Origin of the sequence: Sphingomonas antarctica (genome assembly GCF_965137005.1) — a bacterium.
In the GTDB taxonomy this organism is placed as follows: domain Bacteria; phylum Pseudomonadota; class Alphaproteobacteria; order Sphingomonadales; family Sphingomonadaceae; genus Sphingomonas_O; species Sphingomonas_O antarctica.
Genome location: NZ_CBCRXM010000003.1, coordinates 1 through 25,673 on the forward strand (window position 1 = coordinate 1; position 25,673 = coordinate 25,673).

At 64.2% G+C, this 25,673-nt stretch carries 22 protein-coding genes, 1 tRNA gene and 1 pseudogene; 16 read left to right on the forward strand and 8 right to left on the reverse strand.

Features of this window, described 5'->3' with window-relative positions; all coding sequences use genetic code 11:
- From ACM9ME_RS03750 to ACM9ME_RS03795, 10 genes and pseudogenes are all read left to right on the forward strand, one after another.
- Positions 1 to 121 (forward strand): annotated as a pseudogene (locus ACM9ME_RS03750) (IS630 family transposase); the annotation flags it as partial.
- A gap of 14 nt (positions 122 to 135) precedes the next feature.
- The gene (locus ACM9ME_RS03755) at positions 136 to 234 is read left to right on the forward strand and encodes an HNH endonuclease (RefSeq protein ID WP_415642406.1); all 99 of its coding nucleotides are present in this window, start codon (positions 136 to 138) and stop codon (positions 232 to 234) included.
- Positions 235 to 299: 65 nt separating this feature from the next.
- A complete protein-coding gene (locus ACM9ME_RS03760) occupies positions 300 to 557 on the forward strand; it encodes an AbrB/MazE/SpoVT family DNA-binding domain-containing protein (protein ID WP_415642102.1) in 258 nt (85 codons plus the stop codon).
- Positions 554 to 925: a type II toxin-antitoxin system PemK/MazF family toxin gene (locus tag ACM9ME_RS03765; RefSeq protein WP_415642407.1), complete on the forward strand. Its 372-nt coding sequence runs from the start codon at positions 554 to 556 to the stop codon at positions 923 to 925. The genes ACM9ME_RS03760 and ACM9ME_RS03765 overlap by 4 nt, the downstream gene beginning before the upstream one ends.
- 172 nt (positions 926 to 1,097) lie before the next feature.
- Positions 1,098 to 1,373 carry a hypothetical protein gene (locus ACM9ME_RS03770; protein WP_415642103.1) on the forward strand — a complete coding sequence of 92 codons (276 nt, stop codon included), beginning with the start codon at positions 1,098 to 1,100 and terminating at the stop codon, positions 1,371 to 1,373.
- Positions 1,370 to 1,891: a hypothetical protein gene (locus tag ACM9ME_RS03775; protein ID WP_415642104.1), complete on the forward strand. Its 522-nt coding sequence runs from the start codon at positions 1,370 to 1,372 to the stop codon at positions 1,889 to 1,891. The genes ACM9ME_RS03770 and ACM9ME_RS03775 overlap by 4 nt, the downstream gene beginning before the upstream one ends.
- Positions 1,892 to 2,013: 122 nt before the next feature.
- Positions 2,014 to 2,089: transfer RNA gene (locus tag ACM9ME_RS03780), tRNA-Trp, on the forward strand.
- 184 nt (positions 2,090 to 2,273) lie between these two features.
- Positions 2,274 to 2,471 (forward strand): preprotein translocase subunit SecE, encoded by a 198-nt coding sequence (gene secE, locus ACM9ME_RS03785; protein WP_415642105.1) that lies wholly within the window; start codon positions 2,274 to 2,276, stop codon positions 2,469 to 2,471.
- A gap of 23 nt (positions 2,472 to 2,494) precedes the next feature.
- Positions 2,495 to 3,031: a transcription termination/antitermination protein NusG gene (gene nusG, locus ACM9ME_RS03790; RefSeq protein ID WP_415642106.1), complete on the forward strand. Its 537-nt coding sequence runs from the start codon at positions 2,495 to 2,497 to the stop codon at positions 3,029 to 3,031.
- A 272-nt stretch (positions 3,032 to 3,303) separates the two neighbouring features.
- The gene (locus ACM9ME_RS03795; RefSeq protein WP_415642107.1) at positions 3,304 to 3,498 is read left to right on the forward strand and encodes a CsbD family protein; all 195 of its coding nucleotides are present in this window, start codon (positions 3,304 to 3,306) and stop codon (positions 3,496 to 3,498) included.
- Here the strand turns inward: ACM9ME_RS03795 and ACM9ME_RS03800 are convergent.
- The 3 genes from ACM9ME_RS03800 to ACM9ME_RS03810 form a co-directional block, all read right to left on the reverse strand.
- On the reverse strand, positions 3,495 to 5,150 hold the full coding sequence (locus tag ACM9ME_RS03800) for a thiamine pyrophosphate-binding protein (protein WP_415642108.1): 1,656 nt from the start codon (positions 5,148 to 5,150) through the stop codon (positions 3,495 to 3,497). The genes ACM9ME_RS03795 and ACM9ME_RS03800 overlap by 4 nt on opposite strands.
- Before the next feature lie 89 nt (positions 5,151 to 5,239).
- Complete coding sequence (locus ACM9ME_RS03805) at positions 5,240 to 7,423, reverse strand: TonB-dependent receptor domain-containing protein (protein WP_415642109.1); 2,184 nt, start codon at positions 7,421 to 7,423, stop codon at positions 5,240 to 5,242.
- Positions 7,424 to 7,450: 27 nt separating this feature from the next.
- Positions 7,451 to 8,089 carry a TonB-dependent receptor plug domain-containing protein gene (locus tag ACM9ME_RS03810; protein ID WP_415642110.1) on the reverse strand — a complete coding sequence of 213 codons (639 nt, stop codon included), beginning with the start codon at positions 8,087 to 8,089 and terminating at the stop codon, positions 7,451 to 7,453.
- A 358-nt stretch (positions 8,090 to 8,447) separates the two neighbouring features.
- Here ACM9ME_RS03810 and rplJ point away from each other — a divergent pair, with 358 nt between their 5' ends.
- Together rplJ and rplL are read left to right on the forward strand one after the other, a co-directional pair.
- Positions 8,448 to 8,963 (forward strand): 50S ribosomal protein L10, encoded by a 516-nt coding sequence (rplJ, locus tag ACM9ME_RS03815; RefSeq protein WP_415642111.1) that lies wholly within the window; start codon positions 8,448 to 8,450, stop codon positions 8,961 to 8,963.
- Positions 8,964 to 9,002: 39 nt separating this feature from the next.
- A complete protein-coding gene (gene rplL, locus ACM9ME_RS03820; RefSeq protein ID WP_415642112.1) occupies positions 9,003 to 9,380 on the forward strand; it encodes a 50S ribosomal protein L7/L12 in 378 nt (125 codons plus the stop codon).
- 410 nt (positions 9,381 to 9,790) lie between these two features.
- Here rplL and ACM9ME_RS03825 read toward each other — a convergent pair whose 3' ends face one another.
- Positions 9,791 to 9,934, reverse strand: coding sequence for a hypothetical protein (locus ACM9ME_RS03825; protein WP_415642113.1), 144 nt, complete (start codon positions 9,932 to 9,934; stop codon positions 9,791 to 9,793).
- A gap of 51 nt (positions 9,935 to 9,985) precedes the next feature.
- Complete coding sequence (locus ACM9ME_RS03830) at positions 9,986 to 11,122, reverse strand: hypothetical protein (protein ID WP_415642114.1); 1,137 nt, start codon at positions 11,120 to 11,122, stop codon at positions 9,986 to 9,988.
- A 252-nt stretch (positions 11,123 to 11,374) separates the two neighbouring features.
- On the opposite strand from ACM9ME_RS03830, the gene rpoB reads away from it, so the two are divergent.
- The 4 genes from rpoB to ACM9ME_RS03850 all read left to right on the forward strand — a co-directional run bounded on the left by rpoB (position 11,375) and on the right by ACM9ME_RS03850 (position 21,523).
- On the forward strand, positions 11,375 to 15,529 hold the full coding sequence (gene rpoB / locus ACM9ME_RS03835; protein ID WP_415642115.1) for a DNA-directed RNA polymerase subunit beta: 4,155 nt from the start codon (positions 11,375 to 11,377) through the stop codon (positions 15,527 to 15,529).
- A 69-nt stretch (positions 15,530 to 15,598) separates the two neighbouring features.
- Complete coding sequence (gene rpoC / locus ACM9ME_RS03840) at positions 15,599 to 19,885, forward strand: DNA-directed RNA polymerase subunit beta' (RefSeq protein WP_415642116.1); 4,287 nt, start codon at positions 15,599 to 15,601, stop codon at positions 19,883 to 19,885.
- A 148-nt stretch (positions 19,886 to 20,033) separates the two neighbouring features.
- Positions 20,034 to 20,603 carry a PEPxxWA-CTERM sorting domain-containing protein gene (locus ACM9ME_RS03845; RefSeq protein WP_415642117.1) on the forward strand — a complete coding sequence of 190 codons (570 nt, stop codon included), beginning with the start codon at positions 20,034 to 20,036 and terminating at the stop codon, positions 20,601 to 20,603.
- Between the two features lie 128 nt (positions 20,604 to 20,731).
- On the forward strand, positions 20,732 to 21,523 hold the full coding sequence (locus ACM9ME_RS03850) for a sulfite exporter TauE/SafE family protein (protein ID WP_415642408.1): 792 nt from the start codon (positions 20,732 to 20,734) through the stop codon (positions 21,521 to 21,523).
- On the opposite strand, the gene ACM9ME_RS03855 is transcribed toward ACM9ME_RS03850, so the two are convergent.
- From ACM9ME_RS03855 to ftsZ, 3 genes are read right to left on the reverse strand one after another with little or no spacing between them, the layout of a single operon-like run.
- Positions 21,520 to 22,680 (reverse strand): deoxyguanosinetriphosphate triphosphohydrolase, encoded by a 1,161-nt coding sequence (locus tag ACM9ME_RS03855; protein ID WP_415642118.1) that lies wholly within the window; start codon positions 22,678 to 22,680, stop codon positions 21,520 to 21,522. The genes ACM9ME_RS03850 and ACM9ME_RS03855 overlap by 4 nt on opposite strands.
- On the reverse strand, positions 22,677 to 24,233 hold the full coding sequence (locus tag ACM9ME_RS03860) for a tetratricopeptide repeat protein (RefSeq protein ID WP_415642119.1): 1,557 nt from the start codon (positions 24,231 to 24,233) through the stop codon (positions 22,677 to 22,679). Before ACM9ME_RS03860 ends, ACM9ME_RS03855 begins: the two co-directional genes overlap by 4 nt.
- A gap of 48 nt (positions 24,234 to 24,281) precedes the next feature.
- On the reverse strand, positions 24,282 to 25,670 hold the full coding sequence (ftsZ, locus tag ACM9ME_RS03865; RefSeq protein WP_415642120.1) for a cell division protein FtsZ: 1,389 nt from the start codon (positions 25,668 to 25,670) through the stop codon (positions 24,282 to 24,284).
- Between the last annotated feature and the right edge of the window lie 3 nt (positions 25,671 to 25,673).

A 25,673-nucleotide genomic window follows, 5' to 3' on the forward strand; every position in this document is an offset into this window, starting at 1 on the left:
TATCAACCGCTTCCTCGCCGAGCACAATGAAACCCCAAAGCCCTTCGTCTGGACAGCCGATCCCGATAAAATCATCGCCGCCGTCAGGCGCGGGCACCAAGTGTTAGATTCGATCCACTAGATCCCGCGAAGTCTCTGTCTTATGATCACATTACGCGAAAGGCTGATGGCGGAGATGGTCATGTCGATAACTGTCAGCCAACACATCCATACTGTAACAGCGTAAAAGGTTAGCCCATCGCCGTTGGTGTAGAATGCCGTTGAGTTGTATATACGACGTGCATACGTTATGGACGCCAATGCTCTCCGCCCTTCGCAAAATCGGAAACTCCACCGGGATCGTCCTGCCCAAGCCTGTGCTCGCGCAGATCGGGTTGGCGTCGGGGGCGACGCTCGACCTGACGGTCGAGGATGGGCGGTTGATCGGGACGCCCGTGGTGCGTCCGGTGCGCGCGGGGTGGGCCGAGGCGGCGGCGGCGCTGGCCGATGAGCGCGGTCCGGCCACCCATGACTGGCTGGGCTTTGCCAATGAGGGTGATGATAAGCTGTCGTGGTGAGTGCCCCTCCACCATCGCTTCGCGATGGTCCCCCTCCCCGTGCCGGGGAGGTAAGGCGCGGCGAAGTTTGGTTGGCCGCGCTCGACCCGACCGTCGGGCGCGAAATACAGAAGACGCGACCGTGCCTGATCGTGTCCCCAGACGAGATGAACGCGCGGCTGTCCACCGCCACCGTGCTGCCGATGACCACGGGCAGCCGTGCCGCGCCGTGGCGCATCTCCATCCGCTTTCAGAGTAGAGACGGGCTGGCGCTGGGCGACCAGATGCGGACGCTCGACCAAGCGCGGCTGATTAAACGGATGGGCCGGACGGATGGGCCGACTGTGGCGACGACGCTGGCGATGTTGCGCGAGATGTTCGGGGATTAGGCCCGCCCCCGCTCAGGCTTCGCCTGAGTCGACCCTCCCTGAGGGAGGGGACTAAATTGAAGGTAAATCCTTGCCTTGAGGACGGGGGTTTTGGCGCCCTGCATTTTTTCCTGTCCTACACCCCCTGATTTATGTTCTTTCTATGTTCCGTGATTCGGAATGGAGGGTGACGATGGTGGAGCCGATGGATTTGATGGCGCGCAAGCGCGCGGTGCCGCTGGGGCGGTTGGAGACGGATGGGCTGACCAGGAAGGAGCGTGCGGCGGTGCTCTCGCGGCGGCGGCTGATCGCGTATCGCGTGCGCTATTTCGGCGAGCCCGAATGGGGGCTGCGGATGTTCGAAAAGCTGGTGCGGCACAATGCGCGGGCGGCGTTCGCCGGCATGGCGGTCGAGGCGGCGGAGCGGCGCGCGGCGCGGGCGGCGGCGGCGGCGAAGGCGGCACGATGACGCTGCCCATGGTGCCGCATCAGCCGCGCGATCCGATCGCCTTTACCCCCGTCCCCCGGCGCAAGGCGCGCAGCGACGGGTGGACGCCGCAGCGGCAGCGCGAGTTCATCGCGACGATCGCGGCGACGGGCAATGTGACGACGGCGTGCGAAGCGCTGGGCATGTCGCAGCGGTCGCTTTACGATTTGCGGCGGATGGCGGGGGCGGAGAGCTTTACCGCGGCGTGGGATGCGGCGCTGGTGCGGGGGACCAGGGCGATCCGTGAAAAGCTGATCGATCACAGCCTCAACGGCATTCCCGAGCCGGTCTATCACGCGGGCAAATGTGTCGGCGAGCGGCGGCGGTTCAACCACCGGTCGATGATGTGGATTGTCGAACGCGGCGACAAGGCCAAGGCGCACGGGCTGGACGAATGGGGCAATTGCACCTGTGATGCGGCGGTACGCGAGGCGGAGGCGCGGCAGCGGGTGCGGATCGGGCTGCTCGAACTGGCGAAGAGCATGGGGATGTTGTTTTAGGGGGCGGTTGGGCAGTCGCGGAGTGAATCCGCGACCTGTCGGTCGGGCTTTGCCCGCCGGCCACGCCGGATGCCCGCCTTGCGGACGGCGCGCTGCTTCGCTACGCGCCTCCATCCGGCTGCAGGAGCGTAGCTCAGCTGGTAGAGCATCGGTCTCCAAAACCGAGGGTCGTGGGTTCGAGCCCCTCCGCTCCTGCCAATCCGTCGCCGCGAGACCGCGCCCGCGCCGGAACTTGTTTCGGGTCAGTCTTGCAACATGGCGGACCCCCCGCTATCTCCCCTCCTTCGCGACATCGGCGAGCTTCCCCAACCGCATCGGCGGGGCCGGGCGGCTGTCCGATGGAGTTGGCCGAAAGACATGGCCGAAAGACAGGAATTACAGCGTGGCACGCACCAGTCCGACCGAGTTCATCCGCCAGGTTCAGGCCGAGACCAAGAAGGTCGTGTGGCCGACCGGGCGTGAAACGATGATGACCGCGTTGATGGTGGTGCTGATGACCACCGTGCTGGGGCTGTTCTTTTTCGGGCTCGACAGCCTGTTCAGCGGGATCGTGAAGCAATTGCTCGCGCTGCTCGGTTAAGAATCTAAGGGGTAAGTGAAGACATGGCGCGCTGGTACATCATCCACGCCTATTCGGGGTTCGAGAACAAGGTCCGCGATTCGATCATCGCCGAGGCCGGTCGCCTGGGGCTGGAAGCCGGCGTCGAAGCCGTCGAAGTGCCGACCGAAACGGTGACCGAAGTCCGCCGCGGCAAGAAGGTCCAGTCGGAGCGGAAATTCTTCCCCGGCTATGTCCTCGCCAAGCTGGCGATGAACGACGACGTCTATCACCTGATCAAGAATACGCCGAAGGTGACGGGGTTTCTCGGGTCCTCCGGCAAGCCGCAGGCGATCAGCGAGGCCGAAGCCGCGCGCATCCTCAACACCAAGGAAGAAGCCGCCGCCGCGCCCAAGACGCGGATCAAGGTCGATTACGAAATCGGCGATTCGGTCAAGGTGCTGGAAGGTCCGTTCGCGAGCTTTAACGGCATCGTCGAGGAACTCGATTTCGACCGCAGCCGCGTGAAGGTGAGCGTGTCGATCTTTGGTCGCGCGACGCCGGTCGAGCTGGAATTCGAGCAGGTCGAGCGGAGTAAGTAAGGCCTTGCCTTACGTCCGCACGCCGATAGCGTCGCTATCGTCGAGACGGTACGCGCCGGCCGGCCTCGCGACGCGAGGGCCGACGAAACCTCGGCTTTGCCGAGGTCTGCATGGAGCGAATTCGTCGATCGCTCGTTTGATCAACGTTACAAACCGGCGGAAAAGCGCCGTGGCAAAGCCACGTCGTCGGTCCTCGCGATGCGAGGCCGTCCGTCATTCGCGGTCTCGACGATAGCATGGCTATCGGCGTGCCGCTCATGAGGAGACACGACGTGGGTGAATTCATCGACAAGGTCAAAGGCGCGATCAACCAGACGGTCGGTCAGGCCAAGCAGGACGCCGCGGATACCGGCGGCTATCGCACCGAAGCCGACGACAAGCTGGCCGCCGAAGGCGCGGGCCAGGAGCTCAAGGGCAAGTTCCAAGAGGTCAAAGGTAAGGTGAAGGGCGCGATCAACGACCTTTAGGTCGCGCGTGCCCTAAGCGCCGAAATCGTCGTGGCGGCGCTGATGCGCTCCACGTCGGTTTTCAAGTGAAGCAGTTTGAGCCCCTTATGGGCGAGGGCACGGTCGAGCGCCGGGGCGAAATCCCCGGTCGCCTCGACCGTTTCCGCATGCGCGCCATAAGCCCGCGCGAGTGCGGCGAAATCGGGATTGCTTAGAGCGGTGCCGCTGACGCGCGCCGGATATTCGCGTTCCTGATGCATGCGGATCGTGCCGTAAGCGCCGTTATCGACCAGTATGACGAGCATGTCGCAGCCATATTGCGCGGCGGTCGCCAGTTCCTGCCCGTTCATCAGGAAGTCGCCATCGCCGGCGAGCGCCACGACTTTGCGGTCGGGATGGCGCAGCGAGGCGGCGACGGCGGCGGGGACGCCATAACCCATCGCGCCCGCGGTCGGGGCAAGCTGGCATGACGGCCCGGCGTAACGCCAATAGCGATGCCACCAACCCGAGAAATTGCCCGCGCCGTTGCAGATGAACGTCTCGCTCGGCAGCACTTTGCGCATGGCCGCGACGCATTGGCCGAGGTCGAGTTTGGTCTCGAACGGCTGCGGCGTCGACCAGGCGCGCCACTCCTCATTGGCGTCGTCGCCATCCTTGAAGCGGATGATGTCGTAGTCCCACAACGCCGCCATCTCCGCGAATTCATGCGGGTATGCGCAAATCGGCAGATCGGCGCGATAGACGCGGTTGAGTTCGACCGGATCGGGATGGACGTGGATCAGCACCTGATCCGGGTGATCGGGCGTGATCAGCGTATAGCCGTCGGTCGTCGCCTCCCCCAGCCGCGCGCCGACGCACAGGATCAGGTCGGCACCCCGGATGCGATCGAGCAGCTTCGGGTTGGGGCCGTAGCCCAAATTGCCGGCATAGACCGGGCAGGCATTGTCGATCGCGTCCTGCCGCCGGAAGGCAGTGGCGACGGGCAGGCCGATGCGCGTGGCGAATTGCGCGAAATAATGCGCCGCGCCCGCATTCCAGCCCGCGCCGCCGACAATAGCGACGGGTGCGCAGGCGTCCTTGAGCAGCGCCATGACCTGTTCCATCGCCGCGCCGTCGGGATCCTGTTCGGGCGGCTGGACGAGCGGGCGGTCGAGCGCTTCGACGGTGTCGCGCAACATGTCTTCGGGCAACGCCAGCACCACGGGACCGGGTCGCCCGGACATGGCCGTCGCGTAGGCGCGGGCAATATATTCGGGGATGCGCCGCGCATCATCGATCCGCGCCGCCCATTTGCACAGCGGCGCGAACATCGCCGCGAAATCGACCTCCTGAAACCCTTCGCGGTCGCGGTCGCCGCGCGCGACATCGCCGATAAACAGGATCATCGGCTGCGAATCCTGCATTGCGACATGGACGCCGATCGAAGCATTGGTCGCCCCGGGGCCGCGCGTGACGAAAGCGACGCCCGGCCGTCCGGTCATCGTCCCGTCGGCACAGGCCATGAAGGTCACGCCGCCTTCCTGGCGGCAGACCACGGTCTGGATTTGCGGCGTGTCGTGGAGCGCGTCGAGGACGGCGAGAAAACTTTCGCCCGGGACGGTGAAGATGCGGTCGCAGCCCTGAAGAACCAGTTGATCGACGAGGATGCGGCCGCCGGTGCGTGGATTGGTCATGTGCGGGCGATGACGGCACGCCCCGATGTTCGCAAGCGCTGAAATGTCCGGGATCACGGCGCCGTGCCGCGATCCCGGACGGTCATCGACTACATTTTGAAGGACAGGCGAAGGTATCCGAATTGTCCCGGGACGTCGTAAGTCGTCGGGTCGAAATTGTTCAGGCTGCAGGTGATGCAGGCCGGCGGATCCTGGTTGAACACGTTGTTCACGCCCGCCGTGATTTCGAAGCGGTGATCGAACATGCCCGGCATCAGCTTCAACTGGACGTCGCCGTAGAACCGGCTGGCCAGCCGGTTGGCCGCACCCGATTCGGTGACTGCGCTGATATAGCGGCCGGTGAACGATGCTCCGATCCAGTCGAGCGACCAGTCGATCGTGCCGTTGCCCTTGAATTTGGGGAAGGCCTGATCGGGGCTGCCACGCTCGGTGCCCTTGCGGTCGATGACGATGAAGCCGTTCGACGCCGACAGGACGTAATGGGTGAGCAGGTTCGCGTTGAGCGACAGGCCGAACGTGCCGGCGCCCGTCCGCGTGGAGCGGAAGTTGAACGTCGCGTCGATCCCCTTGGTGCGGATGCTGTCGAGGTTCTGCAACGTGCCGTCGATTTCGTTGATGAAGCCGTTGGCGGTGCGGACGGTCAGCGCGCAGCTCGCGGCGACGCCGCGCAAGGCGCAATTGTTGAGGGTCAGGTTCGGATCGACCGCGCCGATCGCGTTCTTGACGCGGATATCATAGTAGTTCGCCTCGAAGCTCAAATTGCTGACGAAGCCGCCGCGCGCCCAGCTCGGCGCATAAACCGCGCCGGCGAGGAGGTTGCGCGACTTTTCCGGGCGCAGGTTGCGGTTGCCCTGCGTGATCACCGGCAACTGGCCCGGATCCTCGGCATAGCTGCCATTGGCGGGGACGCCGTCGGCGATGCAATTGGCGCGGACCGTCGCATTGGTGGCGAACTGACCCGTCGCCGCGCTGCTGCACGGATCGGTGACGGGAAGGTCGAAGCGCGACCGGCCGCCGAACAATTCACCCAGGCTCGGCGCCCGGAAGCCGGTGGCATAGGAACCCCGCAACAACAGGTCGTTGACCGGCTTCCACAGGCCGGTGCCGGTGTAGGTCGTGCTGCTGCCGCTGATCGAATAGTTCGAATGGCGGACCGCGCCGTTGACTTCGAGCGACTGGAAGAACGGTGTGTCCTTCAACAGCGGGACGCGAACTTCGGCATAGACTTCGTCGGCATTATATTTGCCGGCGGCGGGCTGCGCCGGGATGTCCGCGCCCAGGCCCGCCGCCACGATCGGATCGGGCGTGAAGCTCGCGCTTTGCAGGCGGTGTTCGTAACCGACCGCGAAGCCGACCGGACCCGCGGGCAGGTCGAACAAATCACCGCTGAGGTTCGCGGTGTAATCGTACAGATGCTGTTCGCTCTTGTCGTGCTCGGTAAAGCCGATGAACGCGAGCATCGCCGGCGTGATCGAGCCCGCGCCGCCGAACAGGTTGAGCGGGACGCACGCGCCGGTGCAATTGGCGACCGGGCCGAGCGCCTGTGCCACGCGGTCGGCGCGGACGTTGCCGGTGAAGCTCTGGTGCGCGTCGTTGATGCCGACCGCCGCGTTCACGTCCCAATACCATTTATGCTCGCCCACCATGAACGATCCGTCGAGCGTCGCGGTGGTGGAAAAGGTGTTGACGTTCTGGTCGAACGTGCGTTGTCCGGCTTCGACCAGACGGCGCGCGATGAACGAGTAATTCGCCACTTGGCCGTTGGGCGTGCCGTTGGCGTTGACGCCCGATTGCAGCGTCACGCCGAACGGGTTGAACGGGTTGGTCGCGTCGATCGACAGGGTGTCGAACAGGCTGCCCGCGCCATTGCCCGCGTCGGGACCGATGAACAGGGGTTCGAACGCCGCCTGGTTCTGCGACTTGCGATGCTGGTACGACGCCTTCACGCGCAGGTTGATGTTGTCGTTGACCTCCTGCTTGAAGCTGATCCACCCGCCGTAACGCTCCGACGGGGTCAGGATGTAGTTGAACGGCGCGAAGTTGAAGCGATCCGCCGACGTGAACGGGCGCAGTTCGGCAAAGGTTGGCGTCGAATCCGGCGCGGTCGAAATCGTCTGGTTGCCGAACGACGTCAGAAAGCGCCCGTTGACCGCGGCGCTCGAACAGCCACCCACGGGTTGGGTGCACGATGTCTGGCCGGGATTGGGGAACAGCGAGATCGCGCGGTTGCCCGAGCGGACCGAACCCTGTTTCACATAGCTGCCGCCGAACACGAAGTTCGTGCGGTCGGTCTTGATGCCTTAGCTCGCACTGGCGTCGTAGGTATGGCCGTCGCCCTGGCGGAACGTGCCGAATTGGGCGGAGGCGCGCAGCCCTTCCTGTTGGGCGACGGTGATGACGTTGACCACGCCGGCGATCGCGTCCGAACCGTAAAGCGGCGACGCGCCGTTCTGCAGCACTTCGACGCGTTCGATCATGTTGCCGGGAATGGTGTTGAGATCGACGGTGGCGGGGATGCCGCTGCCGCTCGTGCCGTTCACGAAGCGCATGCCGTCGACCAGCACCAGCGTCCGCTTGGCGCTCAGGTAACGCAGGTCGATTTCAGCCGAACCGGCACCGACGCCGCCCCCGTCCGGCGGATTGCCGAGATTGCCCGAATTGTTGACCTTGGAATTCAGGCCGCCCGATGCACTCGGCAGGCGCTGAAGAATGTCAGCGACCGAGGACAGGCCGGTCTGCGCCAGCGCGTTCTGGTCGAGCACGACGACGGGCGATTCATTGGCCAGGGGATCACGGCGGATGCGCGAGCCGGTGACGACGATCTCACCCGGATCGACAGCCACGGCGACGGGCGCGGTGCTTTGCGCCTGCACGGGCGCGGCGTTCAGCATCGCGATCGCGATCGCCGTCATGCCGGTGGTGACGTTCAGTCTGTGCATCGTGCTTCCCCTTGGTTTGATCGGGGGAGTCTGAACCGGTCGGACTCGGCTGTCAGCCAAGTTTCGCAGCGAGCCACGCGATTCGTCGGCCATCGTTGCCCACATGCAACAATTCCGTAACGCAGACCGACTTGATGGCCCGGTTGCGTTTTTACCGGAATCCGTTACTAGCGCCCCCGACTGCAGGGTTCGCCCTGTGTCACCGTTCGAGACAGTTGGTGCCTTTCGGGGCTTAATTTCCAACCGAGACGGGGACCTAGATTTTCGCGTCGAGCCGGTCTCGCGCGTGCTTCCAAGCCCCTTCGAACTTTCGTGGCCGCGCGGCAATTCCGCGGCGTGGTCAATTATGGAGTAAGGCATGGATCGTGCTGAAAAGGCCGATGTCGTCGCCAAGCTGAACGCTGAACTGGGTTCGGTCGGTGTGGTTGTCGTCACGAGGAATCTCGGGATGACGGTCGCGCAGTCCACCGATCTCCGGAACAAGATGCGTGATGCCGGCGCGGCGTACAAGGTCACCAAGAACAACCTCGCCAAGCTCGCGATCAAAGGCACTGCCTACGAATCGCTCTCCGATTTGCTGACCGGTCCGACCGCGTTCTCTACCTCTGCCGATGCGGTTGCTGCCGCCAAGGTCGCGGTGGAATTCGCCAAAACGAACGACAAGCTGGAAATCGTAGGCGGCGCGATGGCCGGGCAGACGCTCGATGCGAATGGCGTGAAGGCTTTGGCCACACTCCCCTCGCTCGACGAACTGCGCGCCAAGATCATCGGGCTGGTGCAGGCACCGGCAACCAAGATCGCCGGCATTTTGCAGGCACCCGCCGGGCAGCTGGCACGCGTGTTCGGGGCCTATGCGGCCAAGGACGCGGCTTAAGCTTTTCGTTTCACACCAAATTATCTGAAGGATATTATAATGGCTGATCTCAACAAGCTGGTCGAAGACCTCTCGGTTCTGACCGTTCTCGAAGCCGCCGAGCTGTCGAAGCTGCTCGAAGAAAAATGGGGCGTTTCGGCTGCTGCCGTCGCCGCGCCGGCCGCTGGCGGTGGTGCCGGTGCCGCAGCTCCGGCTGCCGAAGAAAAGACCGAATTCGACGTGATCCTGACCGGCGACGGTGGCAAGAAGATCAATGTCATCAAGGAAGTCCGCGCGATCACGGGTCTCGGCCTGACCGAAGCCAAGACGCTGGTCGAGTCGGCTCCCAAGGCCGTCAAGGAAGGCGTGAACAAGGACGAGGCCGAGAAGGTCAAGGCTCAGCTGGAAGCCGCCGGCGCGACCGTCGAGCTGAAGTAAGCTCGCAGTTCACGTTTGTGATAAGAGAGGGCGGTCCCGTTGGGCCGCCCTTTTTTTGTGACGCGGCTGTCAATTGATGTGTGCAAAGTTGCGCGGATTGGACCAAACGAGAGCGGCCGAAGGGGGATTCCGGAGTGACGCCTCACTTACGCATTTTATTAGATTTGCTGAGCACGGCGTTTTATTCTTGGCAGGTTTGGCGCAGCGTGAGGACGGGTATGCCATTCGGCAACCTCAACATGAGCCCAAGGCGAAGCGAGCGACCGTCGGCGTTCTGGTTTATCGTCGGAATCTTTTCGCTGATGGCAATCTCGTCGGCGCTACGAGCAGCTAAAGTTTTCTAGGTGACTAAAAAAAGGGCGGCGCTCCAATCCGGAGCGCCGCCCTTTTTTGTTGATCATTCCTAAAGGTTACGCCTCGGAATAACCGCCCTTGTAGCCGGGGGTCATCCACGTTCGCCATGTGCGGCGAAGCGACTGAGCGAGGGTTTCCTGGCGCGCCGGCACCGACCTGGTGACCGGCTGGGGAATGATGGCGACGGTGATCTTTTTCATGACTTGATAACGATCAAGGCGGGCGGCTGTTCCCAGCCGCCCGCCATTGATTCAGGCCCGTTCGACTTCGCCTTCGAGACGCGCACCCAGATCGTTGCGCATCTCGTCGCGATCAAGGACGATCGGCGTGATCCGGCCCGGCTCGCCGCCATCGACCCCGACCGCAAAGCGCGCGGCGATGTGGCCCTGGCTGCCGTCGGGCAGGGTGTAGCGGGCGTCGGCGGCGACGACCGGACGGAAGGTCGCTCGATCGGTATCGACCGAGGCTGTTCCGACGACCGTCGTCGCTTCACCGGCGGCGACGTCGACATGGCTTTCGATAATGTCGCGTTCGGCGTCCGACGATTCGCCATTGAGCAACCAGCTGGTCACGGTGACGTCGCGCGCATCGAGCGCACCGGCGTTTTCGACGATCACTTCATAATCGACGCGCGCCTGACCATTGTCGCTGCCCGCACGGATCGGACGGATGCCGATTTCGATTTGCGGACGATCGGTGGTCAGCGGTTCGGCGACCACAGGTTCGGCAATCAGGGGCTCGGCGACGGCGACAGGCTCGGCATAAACCGGCTCTTCGACATAGACCGGCTCGTCATAGACCAGTTCTTCGTCGCGGCGGCGGCGGAAAAACACCAGCGCACCGAGCACCGCGAGAACGCCGACGCCGAGCGCCGCCCACAGCCAGTTGAAGCTGCTTTGCGTGGTGGTCGTGGTCTGTTGAGTCGCGACCGGCGTGGTCGGCGCGGGCGCCGCGACCAATGGCGTTTCATTCACCGGCGGCGTCGCGGCAGGCGTTGCCGCGGTGGCGACCGGGGCCACCGGGGTTGGCGCGTTCACGTTCGTGGCGGCCCCGGCCTGCGCCGGGGTGACCGTTGCCGGACGCACAGGCGCAGCGGCGCGAACCGGCGCAGGGGCGCGGCGGGCGGTGCGACGCGCAGCGGCATCCGCCTGAGCCTGACGCGCCAGATCATCGGCCTGCGGACCCGGAGGCGGCGCGGCCTGTACTACGGCCTTTTGCGGCGCGAAGACCATGGCCGGCGCGGCCTGTGGGGCCGGTGCCGGAGCAGGCGCGGCGGCGGGCGGTGCGCTGACCGTCGGCAGCGAAACCTCCTGCGCCACAGCGGGGGTGAAGGGGAGCGCGGCGGCGGCAAGCAGCGGCGCTAGCGAGCGGGGTGCGATCTTTTTCATAACGGAGGTCAAACGGTTCGGTGCGCCAATTGGTTGCGATCCACGTCTTTACAGAGGGCGGGCGGGCTCCTATATCGACCATCTCCCAATCGGATCGAGACAGGGCACGCCGTCGCGCAGCGTGGTTCTACGGATGACCTTTGGGGAGGTCCACGCGACGACGATCAGGCCCCGGCCAGCTGTCAAGCTGTGCCGCCTTTCGCCGTCGCGTTCTTTGCGCCCGGCATATTTATTTGAGGCGATTTGACACTCATGGCTACCCAGCTCGCTCCGGCCCCGGCCCAGAAGCCCCGCATCCGCCGTGTCTTCGGCAACATCCACGAAGTCATCAAGATGCCGAACCTGATCCAGGTCCAGCGCGAAAGCTATGAGCAGTTCCTGCGTTCCGACCCGTCGACGAATTACGTCTCGGGCCTTGAAAAGACGCTGCGCAGCGTGTTCCCGATCCGCGATTTCGCCGGCACCGCCGAGCTCGATTTCGTCCATTACGAGCTGGAGCCGCCGAAGTTCGACACCGAGGAATGCCGCCAGCGCGGGATCACCTATGCCGCGCCGATGCGCGTCACGCTGCGCCTGATCGTGTTCGAAGTGGATTCGGAGACGGAAACCCGCTCGGTCCTCGATATCAAGGAGCAGGACGTTTACATGGGCGACATGCCCTTGATGACGGGCAACGGCACTTTCATCATCAACGGCACCGAGCGCGTCATCGTGTCGCAGATGCACCGGTCGCCGGGCGTGCTGTTCCAGCACGACCATGGCAAGACGCATGCGTCGGGCAAGTTCCTGTTCGCCGCGCGGGTCATCCCGTATCGCGGGTCGTGGCTCGATTTCGAATTCGACGCCAAGGACATCGTCAACGTCCGCATCGACCGCAAGCGCAAGCTTCCGGTATCGGCATTGCTCTATTCGCTGGGCCTGAGCGCCGAGGAAATCCTGGGCGAGTTTTACAACAAGGTGGTGTGGGAGCGCGGTACCGGTGGCTGGAAGCTGCCGTTCACGACCGACGCGTGGCGCAACATCAAGCCGAGCTATGACGTGACCAACGCCGAAACCGGCGAAGTGATCTTCGCCGCCGGCACCAAGGTCACGCCGCGTGCCGCCAACAAGGCGCAGAAGGACGGCCTCAAGACCCTGCTGATCCCCACCGAGGAAATCTATGGCCGTTATTCGGCCTACGATCTGATCAACGAAGCGACCGGCGAAATCTATATCGAGGCGGGCGACGAAGTGTCGGCCGAAAATCTCGAAAAGCTTGACGGTGCCGGCATCGACCGGATCGAGCTGCTCGACATCGATCAGAATACCGGGCCGTGGATCCGCAACACGTTGAAGGCCGACAAGGCCGAAGACCGCGACCATGCGCTGGCCGAAATCTATCGCGTTATGCGCCCCGGCGAGCCGCCGACGCGCGAAACCGCGGAATCGCTGTTCGCCGGTTTGTTCTTCGATCCCGACCGCTACGATCTGTCGGCGGTCGGCCGGGTGAAGCTCAACATGCGCCTCGAACTCGACGCGCCGGACGATTTTACCACCTTGCGGACCGAGGATATCCTCGCGGTCGTCAAGACGCTGGTGAATCTGAAGGATGGCAAGGGCGAAATCGACGACATCGACAATCTCGGCAACCGCCGCGTGCGTTCGGTCGGCGAATTGCTCGAGAACCAGTATCGCGTTGGCCTTCTCCGCATGGAGCGCGCGGTGAAGGAGCGCATGTCGTCGGTCGACGTCTCGACCGTCATGCCCAACGACCTGATCAACGCGAAGCCTGCGGTTGCCGCGGTGCGCGAATTCTTCGGTTCGTCACAGCTGTCGCAGTTCATGGATCAGACCAACCCGCTGTCCGAAGTGACGCACAAGCGCCGCGTCTCGGCGCTCGGGCCGGGCGGTCTGACGCGCGAACGTGCGGGCTTCGAAGTCCGCGACGTTCACCCGACGCATTATGGCCGCATCTGCCCGATCGAAACGCCGGAAGGCCCGAACATCGGTCTGATCAACAGCCTCGCGAGCTTCTCGCGCGTCAACAAATACGGCTTTATCGAAACGCCGTATCGCAAGATCATCGACGGCAAGGTGACGACCGACGTCGTCTATCTGTCGGCGATGGAAGAGGCCAGGCACACCATTGCGCAGGCCAATGCCGATCTCGACAAGACCGGCGGTTTTACCGAAGAATTGATTTCGTCGCGTCAGGCGGGTGAATTCCTGATGTCCCCGCCCGAAAACATCACGCTGATGGACGTTTCGCCCAAGCAGCTGGTGTCGGTCGCGGCGTCGCTGATCCCGTTCCTCGAAAACGATGACGCCAACCGCGCGCTGATGGGGTCGAACATGCAGCGTCAGGCGGTGCCGTTGGTCCGCGCCGAAGCGCCGTTCGTCGGCACCGGCATGGAAGAAACCGTGGCGCGTGACTCGGGCGCGGCGATCGTCGCCAAGCGCGGCGGCATCGTCGATCAGGTCGATGCGGCGCGTATCGTCGTCCGCGCGACCGGCGAAGTCGATGCCGGATCGTCGGGTGTGGACATCTACACGCTGATGAAGTTCCAGCGGTCGAACCAGTCGACCTGCATCAACCAGCGTCCGTTGGTGAAGGCGGGCGACAGCGTGGTGCCGGGTCAGGTCATCGCCGACGGTCCGTCGACCGAGTTCGGTGAACTGGCCCTGGGCCGTAACAGCCTCGTCGCGTTCATGCCGTGGAATGGCTACAACTATGAAGACTCGATCCTGATCTCCGAGCGCATCGTGAAGGACGACGTGTTCACGTCGATCCACATCGAAGAGTTCGAAGTGATGGCTCGCGACACCAAGCTGGGGCCGGAAGACATTACCCGCGACATCCCGAACGTCGGCGAGGAAGCGCTGCGCAACCTCGACGAAGCGGGCATCGTCTACATCGGGGCCGAGGTCGAACCGGGCGATATCCTCGCCGGCAAGATCACGCCGAAGGGCGAAAGCCCGATGACGCCGGAAGAAAAGCTGCTCCGCGCGATCTTCGGTGAAAAGGCATCGGACGTGCGTGACACGTCGCTGCGCCTGCCGCCGGGCGTGTCGGGCACCGTCGTCGAAGTGCGCGTGTTCAACCGTCACGGCATCGACATCGACGATCGCACCAAGGCGATCCTCGGTGAAGAAAAGGAACGCCTGGGCAAGGACCGCGACGACGAACGCTCGATCCTCAACCGTGCCACCTGGTCGCGTCTGCGCGAGATGATGATGGGTCAAGTCGCGACCGCGGCGCCCAAGGGCATTAAAAAGGGTGCGACGATCGACGCCGACCTCCTGGAAAGCGTCGACAATCACGAATGGTGGAAGTTCGCGGTGGCCGACGATGCGCGCCAGAGCGATCTGGAAGCGGTCAAGGTCCAGTATGACGACGCGGTCAAGGTGATCGTGGCGCGTTACGACGACCGTGTCGCCAAGCTGGAGCGCGGCGACGAGCTGCCCCCCGGCGTGCTCAAGATGGTCAAGGTGTTCGTCGCGGTGAAGCGCAAGCTGCAGCCGGGCGACAAGATGGCCGGCCGTCACGGCAACAAGGGTGTCATTTCGCGCATCCTGCCCGCCGAGGACATGCCGTTCCTGGCCGACGGAACGCCGGTCGACATCGTGCTCAACCCGTTGGGTGTGCCGAGCCGCATGAACGTCGGGCAGATCTTCGAAACGCATCTCGGCTGGGCCGCGCGCGGCCTGGGCAAGCAGATCGGCGAAGCGCTGGAAAACTGGCGCGATGCCAATCCGGACGCCAAGGCCGGCAAGCCGCCCGAAGCGGTGCGTGAGCGGCTGAAGACGGTCTACGGTGCGGGTTACCATGCCGAAATCGATCAGCGGAACGACGTCGAACTGGTGGCGATGGCCGATCTGTTGACCGGCGGCGTGCCGATGGCGACGCCGGTGTTCGACGGGGCGCGCGAAGCCGATGTGTCGGCGATGCTCGAACTGGCCGGGCTCGACACTTCGGGTCAGGTTGAATTGTTCGACGGGCGCACGGGCGACTCGTTCGATCGCAAGGTGACGGTCGGGTATATCTACATGCTCAAGCTCCACCACTTGGTCGACGACAAGATCCATGCGCGGTCGATCGGACCGTACTCGCTCGTCACCCAGCAGCCGCTGGGCGGCAAGGCGCAGTTCGGCGGACAGCGTTTCGGCGAAATGGAAGTGTGGGCGCTGCAGGCTTATGGCGCGGCCTACACCTTGCAGGAAATGCTGACGGTGAAGTCCGACGACGTGGTCGGCCGCACCAAGGTCTATGAAGCGATCGTCAAAGGTGACGACACCTTCGAGGCAGGCATTCCCGAGAGCTTCAACGTGCTCGTCAAGGAAATGCGCTCGCTGGGCCTCAACGTCGAGCTGACGTCCGATGACACCATCGACGAGGACGGTCAGCCGATTGCGATCGCTGCCGAGTAGACCTCAGCCCATCCGATTGATTGTTCCCGCCCCTCCCCTGAACCGGGAGGGGCACAGGAAGGCAAAATTATGAACGACATGACCCCCTTCTCGACCCCGATGGCGAAGCCCGAGACGTTCGATCAGATCCAGATCGGCATCGCCTCGCCCGAGCGCATCCGCAGCTGGTCGTTCGGCGAGATCAAGAAGCCCGAGACCATCAACTACCGCACGTTCAAGCCCGAGCGTGACGGCCTGTTCTGCGCGCGCATCTTCGGTCCGATCAAGGATTACGAATGCCTGTGCGGCAAGTACAAGCGCATGAAGTATAAGGGCATCGTCTGCGAAAAGTGTGGCGTCGAGGTCACCGTTTCGAAGGTCCGTCGCGAGCGCATGGGCCATATCGAACTGGCCGCGCCGGTCGCGCACATCTGGTTCCTGAAGTCGCTGCCGTCGCGCATCGGCCTGTTGCTCGACATGCAGCTGAAGCAGCTTGAGCGCGTGCTGTATTTCGAAGCCTATATCGTCACCGAACCCGGCCTGACCCCGCTGGAGAAGTTCCAGCTGATGACCGAGGACGAGCTCCTCGAGGCGCAGGACGAATATGGCGAGGACGCCTTCACCGCCGGCATCGGTGCCGAAGCGGTGCGTCATATGCTGCAGGACCTCGACCTCGAAGGCGAGCGCAAGGACCTGCTCGAGGAACTGGCGACGACCAAGTCGGAGCTGAAGCCCAAGAAGATCATCAAGCGTTTGAAGGTCGTCGAGAGCTTCATCGATTCGGGCAACCGCCCGGAGTGGATGATCCTCGAAGTCGTGCCGGTTATCCCGCCCGAACTGCGCCCGCTGGTGCCGCTCGACGGCGGTCGCTTCGCGACGTCGGACCTGAACGACCTGTATCGCCGCGTGATCAACCGCAACAATCGCCTGAAGCGGCTGATGGAATTGCGCGCGCCGGACATCATCGTCCGCAACGAAAAGCGCATGTTGCAGGAAGCCGTCGACGCCTTGTTCGACAACGGCCGCCGCGGTCGCACGATCACGGGCGCCAACAAGCGTCCGCTGAAGTCGCTCAGCGACATGCTCAAGGGCAAGCAGGGCCGCTTCCGCCAGAACCTGCTCGGCAAGCGCGTCGATTATTCGGGGCGCTCCGTTATCGTTACGGGACCTGAGCTCAAGCTCCATCAATGCGGTCTGCCAAAGAAGATGGCGCTCGAGCTGTTCAAGCCGTTCATCTATTCGCGCCTCGACGCCAAGGGTCTGTCGATGACCCTCAAACAGGCGAAGAAGTGGGTCGAAAAGGAGCGCAAGGAAGTCTGGGACATCCTGGATGAAGTCATCCGCGAACACCCCGTCCTGCTGAACCGCGCGCCGACGCTTCACCGTCTGGGCATCCAGGCGTTCGAACCCGTCCTGATCGAAGGCAAGGCGATCCAGCTTCACCCGCTGGTCTGTTCGGCGTTCAACGCCGATTTCGACGGCGATCAGATGGCCGTGCACGTCCCGCTGAGCCTCGAGGCGCAGCTGGAAGCGCGCGTGTTGATGATGTCGACCAACAACATCCTCAGCCCCGCCAACGGCAAGCCGATCATCGTCCCGTCGCAGGATATGGTGCTGGGTCTCTATTACCTCTCGATGGAGAAGCAGAACGAACCGGGCCAGGGCATGATGATTTCCGACATGTCGGAAGTCCATCAGGCGCTGGAAGCCAAGGCGGTCACGCTGCACAGCAAGATCATCAGCCGCGTTCCGCAAACGGACGAGGCCGGTGTCGAGCATATGAAGCGCTACGAAACGACCCCGGGCCGCATGCTGCTGGGCGAAACCTTGCCCAAGTCGCACAAGGTGCCGTTCGAAACCGTTAATCGCCTGCTGACCAAGAAGGAAATCGGCGACGTCATCGACACCGTCTATCGCCACACCGGCCAGAAGGAGACCGTGCTGTTCGCCGACGCGATTATGGCATTGGGCTTTAAGCACGCGTTCAAGGCGGGCATTTCGTTCGGCAAGGACGATATGATCATCCCGGACGCCAAGGCCCCGATGGTCGCCGAGACCAAGCTGCTGGTTAAGGATTTCGAGCAGCAATATCAGGACGGCCTGATCACGCAGCAGGAAAAGTACAACAAGGTGATCGACGCGTGGAGCCGTTGCGGCGACCAGGTGGCGAACGCCATGATGGACGAAATCCGCGCGGTGAAGGTCGATCCGGAAACCGGTCGCGAAAAGTCGATCAACTCGATCTACATGATGGCGCACTCCGGTGCCCGTGGTTCGGCGGCGCAGATCAAGCAGCTTGCCGGTATGCGCGGGCTGATGGCCAAGCCGTCGGGCGAGATCATCGAAACGCCGATCATCTCGAACTTCAAGGAAGGCCTGACCGTCCTTGAGTACTTCAATTCGACCCACGGCGCTCGCAAGGGCCTCGCGGATACCGCGTTGAAGACCGCGAACTCGGGTTACCTGACCCGCCGCCTGGTCGACGTGTCGCAGGATTGCGTCGTTGTCGAGGAGGATTGCGGGACCGAACGTGCGCTGGAAATGCGTGCGATCGTTCAGGGCGGTTCGGTCATCGCGTCGCTCGGCGAGCGCGTCCTCGGCCGCACGACGATGGAAGACATCATCGACAGCAAGACGGGTGAATCGATCATCCCGTCGGGCACGCTGCTCGACGAAGCCATGGTCGCGCAGCTCGAGGCGATCAGCCTGCAGGCCCTCAAGATCCGCAGCCCGCTGATCTGTGAATCGAAGCAAGGCGTCTGTGGCAAATGCTATGGTCGTGACCTTGCCCGCGGTACGCCGGTCAATATCGGTGAAGCGGTCGGCGTCATTGCCGCCCAGTCGATCGGTGAGCCCGGCACCCAGCTGACGATGCGGACGTTCCACATCGGCGGCGCGGCGCAGCTCAACGAGCAATCGAGCCTGGAATCGGTGGTCGACGGCAAGCTGGAATATCGCGACCTGATGATCATCGAAGACCCGCGTGGCCGTCGCATCAGCCTCGCGCGCAACGGTGAAGTCGCGGTGCTCGACATGGATGGCCGCGAGCGTGCCAGCCATCGCCTGCCTTACGGTGCCACGCTGCTCCATGCGGACGGGCACATCGTGTCGGCGGGTGACCGTCTGGCCGAATGGGACCCGAGCTTCATGCCGGTGATCACCGAAAAGGCCGGTGTCGTGCGTTACCAGGACCTGATCGAGAACCGCACGGTGACCGAACAGACCGACGAAACGACCGGCATCAGCCAGCGCGTCGTGACCGAGGACATGGGCCGGTCTTCCAAGAAGGAAGATTTGCGTCCGCGCCTGACCCTGCTCGACGAAGCGTCGGGCGAAGCCGGCATCTATCGCCTGATCGCCGGTGCGGTGGTCGCGGTCGAGGATGGTGCTACGGTTCAGGCGGGTGAGGTGCTGGCGCGTAACCCGCGTGAAGCCGCCCGTACGCGTGACATCACCGGTGGTCTGCCGCGCGTCGCCGAACTGTTCGAAGCGCGCATCCCGAAGGAAAACGCGATCATCGCGCGCGTTTCGGGCCGCGTGGTGTTCGGCAAGGACTATAAGGCGAAGCGCAAGATCGGCATCCAGCCCGAGGATGGCGGCGAACTGGCGGAATATCTGATCCCCAAGTCGAAGCATATCGACGTGCAGGAAGGCGATTACGTCAAGCGCGGCGACAACCTTATCGGTGGTTCGCCGAACCCGCACGACATCCTCGAAGTCATGGGGGTCGAGCCGCTGGCCGAATATCTCGTCGCCGAAATCCAGGAAGTCTATCGACTGCAGGGCGTGAAGATCAACGACAAGCACATCGAAACGATCGTTCGTCAGATGCTGCAAAAGGTCGAGATCACCAATGGCGGCGACACCGTGCTGCTGGCGGGCGAACAGGTCGATCGCGACGAAATGGACGAAGCCAATGCCAAGCTGACGGCGAAGCAGGCCAAGGCCGAGGGCAAGCCGGTCCTGTTGGGCATCACCAAGGCGTCGCTGCAAACGCGCAGCTTCATCTCAGCGGCGTCGTTCCAGGAAACGACCCGCGTGCTGACCGAAGCGTCGGTGCAGGGCAAGAAGGACACGCTGACGGGCCTGAAGGAAAACGTCATCGTCGGCCGTCTGATCCCGGCGGGTACGGGTGCGGGCATGAACCGTCTCCGCGTCACCGCGACCAGCCGCGACGCGGCACTTCGGGCGCAGCAGCGCGACTGGCAGGCCAGCCTGATCGCGCCGAACTCGGCGGCGGAAGAACATGCCGCCGAACTGCGTCAGCCGATCGAAGCCGATACCGGCAACGATGCGTTGGCCGAGGTCGTGTCCTCGGGCCACGGCACCGATGCCGATGCGGGTGACTATCTGAATGCCGAGGCGAGCGACGCGTAAGCGCCGCTTTCCTCGACGATGACAGCGGCCCGTCGGAGCGATCCGGCGGGCCGTTTCATTCCGGCACAGCACGCCGGATTTTAACCAAATATGCCCTGCCGACCGATGGTAACAATTTCGTAACGAATGGGAAAAAAAGGGGCGTCGCGTGAAATTGCTTGCTGCTGCACTGGCCACATCGTTGCTGGCCGGAACCGCCACGGCGGCCAACATCACTTATGCGCTCGACGATTATGTCGGTGCCTTTGGGCATCTGACCGGCACCGTCGTGACCGACGGCGCGATCGGCGTGTTGAGCGCGGGCAATTTCGTGTCGTGGTCGCTCAATGTGCAGGGCGATGGCGCCAGCAACGTCCTGACCAATTTGAACAGCAATGTGTTCGTCAGCGGGACGAGCACCACCGCTACCGCCGCGCACATCCTGTTCGATTTCGACAATTCCTTGCCCAGCTACCTGCTGTTCCAGACCAGCTTTTCGAGCGGAACCAGCTATGTCTGTGCCGCCAGCACACCTTATCCGAGCACGCCGTGCTATCAGGGGGCCAGCCTGGTCCCGCAAGGCTTTGCCGATCCGTCGGCGCAATTCTCCACGCCCTCGGGTGACAATATCATCGCGGCCGCGGTGCCCGAACCGGCGGCCTGGGCGATGATGATCGGCGGTCTGGGTCTGATGGGCGCCGCGGCGCGCCGCCGCCGGGTCTCGGTCGTCTACAGCTGATCGCCGAAGAGACGATCCGTCGCGTCGGGGCGGCCCGGCGCCCTTTTCGTTGCGCGTGCCCAATAAACCCTTGTTGTGCGTTGGCGCGCGGACGCGGTAGCTAGGCGCGCACACAGGGGCGCATTTCGCTGGATTTCCTCGCGCATATCAATCCGTTTTACTCGGTCGCGGGGTTGCTCGTCGGCGTGCTCGTCGGGCTGACCGGGGTCGGCGGCGGGTCGTTGATGACGCCGCTGCTCGTGCTGTTGTTCGGGTTTCACCCATCGACCGCGGTCGGCACCGACCTGCTGTTCGCCAGCGCGACCAAGACGGTGGGCAGCGGCGTGCATGGCTGGCGCGGCAGCGTCGACTGGCGGATCGTGCGGCGGTTGGCGATGGGCAGCGTGCCTGCGGCGCTCGTCACCCTCATCGTGATGGGCCGCGCGGGACAGCCATCCCCGGCGTTCGAACGCGGGATCACGCTGACGCTCGGGCTGACGCTGATCTGCACGGCCATTGCAATGTTGCTGCGCAAACGCATTGTTGCCGCAGCGTATCGCCGCTTCGGACCGTCCGGTCCGCAGCACCGGGTGCTGGAGACCGTGGTGCTGGGCGCGTTGCTCGGCGTGCTGGTATCGATTTCCAGCGTCGGCGCGGGCGCCATCGGTGTCACCGCCCTGCTGGTGCTCTACCCCAGATTGCCCGTCTCGCGGATCGTCGGGTCGGACATTGCCCATGCCGTGCCGCTGACGCTGGTGGCTGGGATCGGCCACTGGCTGATCGGCACCGTCGATTTCGGGCTGCTCGCTGCCTTGCTGATCGGGTCGGTGCCGGGGATCATCCTCGGCAGTTTGATCGGCAGCCGCGCGCCCGACGGCGTGTTGCAACCGTTGCTCGCGGCGGTGCTGACCCTGGTCGGGGTCAAACTGCTGCTGAGCTAAACGCCGTCCATCGGCGGCGGCGGGCCGACCAGCTCGGCATAGCGCGCCAAGGCATAGCGATCGGTCATCCCGGCGATGAAATCCCCGATATGCCGCGCGCGCGCGGTGGTTTCTTCGGGCAAGCGGGTCCGCCAATCATCGGGCAAGCGCGCCGGATCGTCGAGATACGCCGCCGCCAATCCGGCAATCACCTGGCGCGCCGACTCCGCGACGACCCGTTGCTGGGGGTGGTGATACAACCGCGCGTACATGAATGCCTTGAAGTCGCGCTCGGCCGCCGCAGTTCCTTCCGAAAACCCGCCGAGCAGCCGCCCCGCGCCGCGCACATCGTCCGCGCTGCGCATGTCGCGACAGCGCTCACGCGTCGCCTGAATCACGTCGTTGACCATCCAGCCGATCTGATGCCGCACCAGTTCGGGCATCAGCCGCGTATCTGGAATATCGCTGAAACGCCGCCGCACCTCCGCCCAATTGTCGGCGAGGAACGGTTGCGCCAGAACCTCGTCCCGGTCGAGCAAACCGGCGCGCAAGCCATCGTCGATATCGTGATTGTCGTACGCGATATCGTCCGCCACCGCCGCGACCTGCGCCTCCAGACTGGGCCAGCGATCAAGGTCGAGCGCAAACGCCGCATCGGCTTCACGCAATGCCCAGCCGGGCTGCGTCTCCGGCCCGTTATGCTTGGCCAGCCCCTCGAGCGTTTCCCAGCTCAGATTGAGCCCGGCCCAGCGCGGATAGGGTGTCTCCAACGCGGTAACCTGCCGCAGCGTCTGCGCATTGTGATCGAACCCGCCATAAGGCGCCAACGCGTCGCGCAACGCGTCCTCCCCCGCATGGCCGAACGGCGGATGGCCGATGTCGTGCGCGAGGCACAAGGCCTCGGTCAAATCCTCGTCCAGCCCCAGCGCCCGCGCAATAGTGCGTCCGATCTGCGCGACTTCGAGACTGTGCGTCAGGCGGACGCGGTAATGATCGCCATCGGGGGCGATGAACACCTGCGTCTTGTGGCGCAGGCGACGAAAGCCCGTCGAGTGGATGATGCGGTCGCGATCACGCTGGAATGCGGTGCGGGGGCCGCGCGTTTCCCCCGAAACTTCGAGATGCTGGCGCCCGCGCGACAGCGCCGGGTCGCTGGCATAGGGTGCGCGCGGCCTCACTTGGCGGCGAGCTTCGCAATCTCCTGCCCCGCCTCGCTCAGGAACACGTTGGTGCGCAGGCCATCCTTGTCGAGCTTCGCGACCAGCGCCTTGGCATCCGCTTGCGACTTCATCGGCCCGACGAGCAGGCGGTTGGTGCGGCCATACGGCATCGCCCAGGCGCTCTTGCCGTCGAGATCGTCATGCGCATTCTTCATCTTGTTCCAGGTAAAGGGCAACGCGCTTTCGTTCGGCCCGCTGGCGACCTGAACCCAGATGCGCGACGGATTGCGTTTGGCGAGCGCGCGGGCTTCAGCTTCCTCTTTTGCCGCGGCGATTGCTTCGGCCTTGGCCTTGGCTTCGGCATCGGCCTTTTTCTTGGCAGCCAGCTTTTGCGCGCGGAGCTTGGCCGGATCGGGCAGCATCGGCGCGGTCTCGACCTCGGGCCTGACATCGGCGAGCAGGCCCGACAAGCGCCCGCCGGGGGCCAGCGGCAAGGCCTGACGCCGCGGCGGCTGCGGCTGAATACGGACGGGGGGCGGCGACGGCGGCGGCGACGGCGTGAAACGCTGTTCTGGAACGGCTTGCGCGACCGTGACCGAAGGCGCGAAGACCGGTTCGCGCCGGACCGGCGGCGGCGGGATATCCACTGCCGGCGGATTTGCCGCGAGTGTCGTCGTCGCAGGCGCGGGATCGCTGCTCCCCGGACGGCGACGCGATGCGCGCGAGGTCGGTTCGGCTTTGCGGCGACCGCTACCCGCTGCGCCCAACGTGAAGTCATTCGACGCAAGCTGGACCGGCGGCGGGCTGCTGACGCCGCGATAGGGATCGCCCAATGCAACCTGCGTATGCCGTCCGCCCACCGGCATCGTCCCGAAATTGACAGCATGGGCGCGTTCGGCGGCGTTGAGCCGTTCGAGATTGGACAGAAATGGCGCCATCGATGCCGCCAGACTGCCCGGCATGACGCCGCGCGCTACGGCGTTGGCGTCATCCAGATTGCCGGTCATCGCCATAACGAACGCCCGCGCGCGCCACGCCGCCTGGTCGTTTCGCCTCATCAGCGGGTCGAGCAAGGCCATTGCCGACTGCCGGTCACCGGCAATGCCATAGCTCAGCGCCAGCCGCCGCGTGACTTCGGCATCCGGGCCGTTGCGCAGCGCCAGCGAATAATCGCGCTGCGCCAGCCGGTTGTCGCCGCGCAGATCGTAAGCCAGCCCGCGATCCTTGGCGATCGACAATTCGTCGATGCCCAGCCCCTGTGCTTCGGCGAAATATTTGAGCGCCTCGTCGGGCCGTTCGAGCATCACCAGGCTCGCCGCCAGACCCGCCTTGGCGCGGCCGTTGCGCGGATCGATTCCGCTGGCGCGGCTGAAAAACCCCAGCGCCGCATTGGGATCGCCCGCGTCGAGCGCGGCACGACCCGCCCCGAGCAGCGCGGTCATGTCGCGCGGATTGCTCGACAGCGTGCGCAGATACCCGGCGAGCGTGTCGATCGAACCAGACTGGGCCAGAACCGGCGCCGCCACGAGCGCCAGCGCGAAAATACATGCGTGAAGCGGTGCGCGGATCATGTCAGCGGGCATAGTCGCGACGCGGCCCCACGCAAGGTGGCCGCGCGCTTAACGGTTGAGGAAGCGCGGCAAGTCGAGATCGTCCTCGCTCGCCGCCGGCTTTTCCCCGCTCGACGACCGCGCGAGATTCGACATCCGTTCGAACAGCGATCCACCGACCGCCTTGGCCGGATTGGCCGGTTCGGGCGTCAACCACGCGCTGCCCGGGCGGTCGATCGTCTGCCCGCCTTCGTCGGTGCCATAATCCGCCGCTGCGGCGGCGGCTTCGGGTTCGTCGTCGAGCATCGCCATATCGTCGAGCAGCAGCTCGTCACCGGCATTGCCCTCGTCGCCGGTCGTGACGTCGTCCGCCGCGGCAGCCTGCGGCTCTTCGGCCGCAACGGGTGCCGCCATCGAGAGCGTGGGCGCTTCGACCTTGCCCTTGAAACCCGGGAACGCGAACACGCGCGCGGGTTCGGCCTGATTATTCTGCTCGGCCTCGATGCCGGTGGCGACGACCGAGACGCGGATTCTACCTTCCAGTGCGTCGTTGAACGCCGAACCCCAGATGATATTGGCGTCGGGGTCGACCAGTTCCTTGATGTGGCTGGCGGCCTCGTCGACTTCCATCAGGCGCATGTCCTCGCCGCCGACGATCGACACGATGACGCCCTTGGCGCCTTTCAGCGACACGCCGTCGAGCAACGGGTTGGCGATCGCCTTTTCCGCCGCTTCGATCGCGCGATTTTCGCCGGTCGCTTCGCCGGTGCCCATCATCGCCTTGCCCATTTCGCCCATCACCGAACGGACGTCGGCAAAGTCGAGGTTGATCAGGCCCGGCATGATCATCAGATCGGTGATGCCGCGCACGCCCTGTTGCAGGACTTCGTCGGCCATCTGGAACGCTTCCTTGAACGTCGTCGACGGCGACGCGATCAGGAACAGATTCTGGTTGGGAATGACGATCAGTGTGTCGACATGCTTTTGCAGCTCGGCAATGCCGGCTTCGGCCGACTTCATCCGCCGCTGGCCTTCGAACGCGAACGGTTTGGTCACCACGCCGACGGTCAGGATGCCCTTGTCGCGCGCCGCCTTGGCGATGACCGGGGCCGCACCCGTCCCGGTGCCGCCGCCCATGCCCGCGGCGATGAAGCACATATGCGCACCTTCGAGCGCGGTCTCGAGCGTCTCGAGCGTCTCCTCCGCCGCCGCGCGCCCGATTTCGGGCCGTGCGCCGGCACCCAGTCCCTGGGTGATCTTGTGACCCAGCTGGATGCGCCGTTCGGCGGTCGATTGCTTCAGCGCCTGCGCATCGGTGTTGGCGACGATGAAATCGACGCCCTGGATCTTGCTGGCGATCATGTTCGCGACGGCGTTGCCACCCGCGCCCCCGACCCCAATGACGGTGATCATGGGCTTTAGTTCGTCCACCTCGGGCGGCAGAAATTCGATGCTCATCGG

Excerpts from the sequence above, each read along its gene's own strand:
- rplL (WP_415642112.1), top strand. The coding sequence starts at position 9,003 with ATGGCTGATCTCAACAAGCTGGTCGAAGACCTCTCGGTTCTGACCGTT.
- ACM9ME_RS03760 (WP_415642102.1), top strand. The coding sequence starts at position 300 with ATGCTCTCCGCCCTTCGCAAAATCGGAAACTCCACCGGGATCGTCCTG.
- rpoB (WP_415642115.1), top strand. The coding sequence starts at position 11,375 with ATGGCTACCCAGCTCGCTCCGGCCCCGGCCCAGAAGCCCCGCATCCGC.
- ACM9ME_RS03770 (WP_415642103.1), top strand. The coding sequence starts at position 1,098 with ATGGTGGAGCCGATGGATTTGATGGCGCGCAAGCGCGCGGTGCCGCTG.
- ACM9ME_RS03825 (WP_415642113.1), bottom strand. The coding sequence starts at position 9,934 with ATGAAAAAGATCACCGTCGCCATCATTCCCCAGCCGGTCACCAGGTCG.
- ftsZ (WP_415642120.1), bottom strand. The coding sequence starts at position 25,670 with ATGAGCATCGAATTTCTGCCGCCCGAGGTGGACGAACTAAAGCCCATG.
- rplJ (WP_415642111.1), top strand. The coding sequence starts at position 8,448 with ATGGATCGTGCTGAAAAGGCCGATGTCGTCGCCAAGCTGAACGCTGAA.
- ACM9ME_RS03775 (WP_415642104.1), top strand. The coding sequence starts at position 1,370 with ATGACGCTGCCCATGGTGCCGCATCAGCCGCGCGATCCGATCGCCTTT.
- ACM9ME_RS03800 (WP_415642108.1), bottom strand. The coding sequence starts at position 5,150 with ATGACCAATCCACGCACCGGCGGCCGCATCCTCGTCGATCAACTGGTT.
- nusG (WP_415642106.1), top strand. The coding sequence starts at position 2,495 with ATGGCGCGCTGGTACATCATCCACGCCTATTCGGGGTTCGAGAACAAG.
- rpoC (WP_415642116.1), top strand. The coding sequence starts at position 15,599 with ATGAACGACATGACCCCCTTCTCGACCCCGATGGCGAAGCCCGAGACG.
- ACM9ME_RS03860 (WP_415642119.1), bottom strand. The coding sequence starts at position 24,233 with ATGATCCGCGCACCGCTTCACGCATGTATTTTCGCGCTGGCGCTCGTG.
- ACM9ME_RS03810 (WP_415642110.1), bottom strand. The coding sequence starts at position 8,089 with ATGCACAGACTGAACGTCACCACCGGCATGACGGCGATCGCGATCGCG.
- ACM9ME_RS03830 (WP_415642114.1), bottom strand. The coding sequence starts at position 11,122 with ATGAAAAAGATCGCACCCCGCTCGCTAGCGCCGCTGCTTGCCGCCGCC.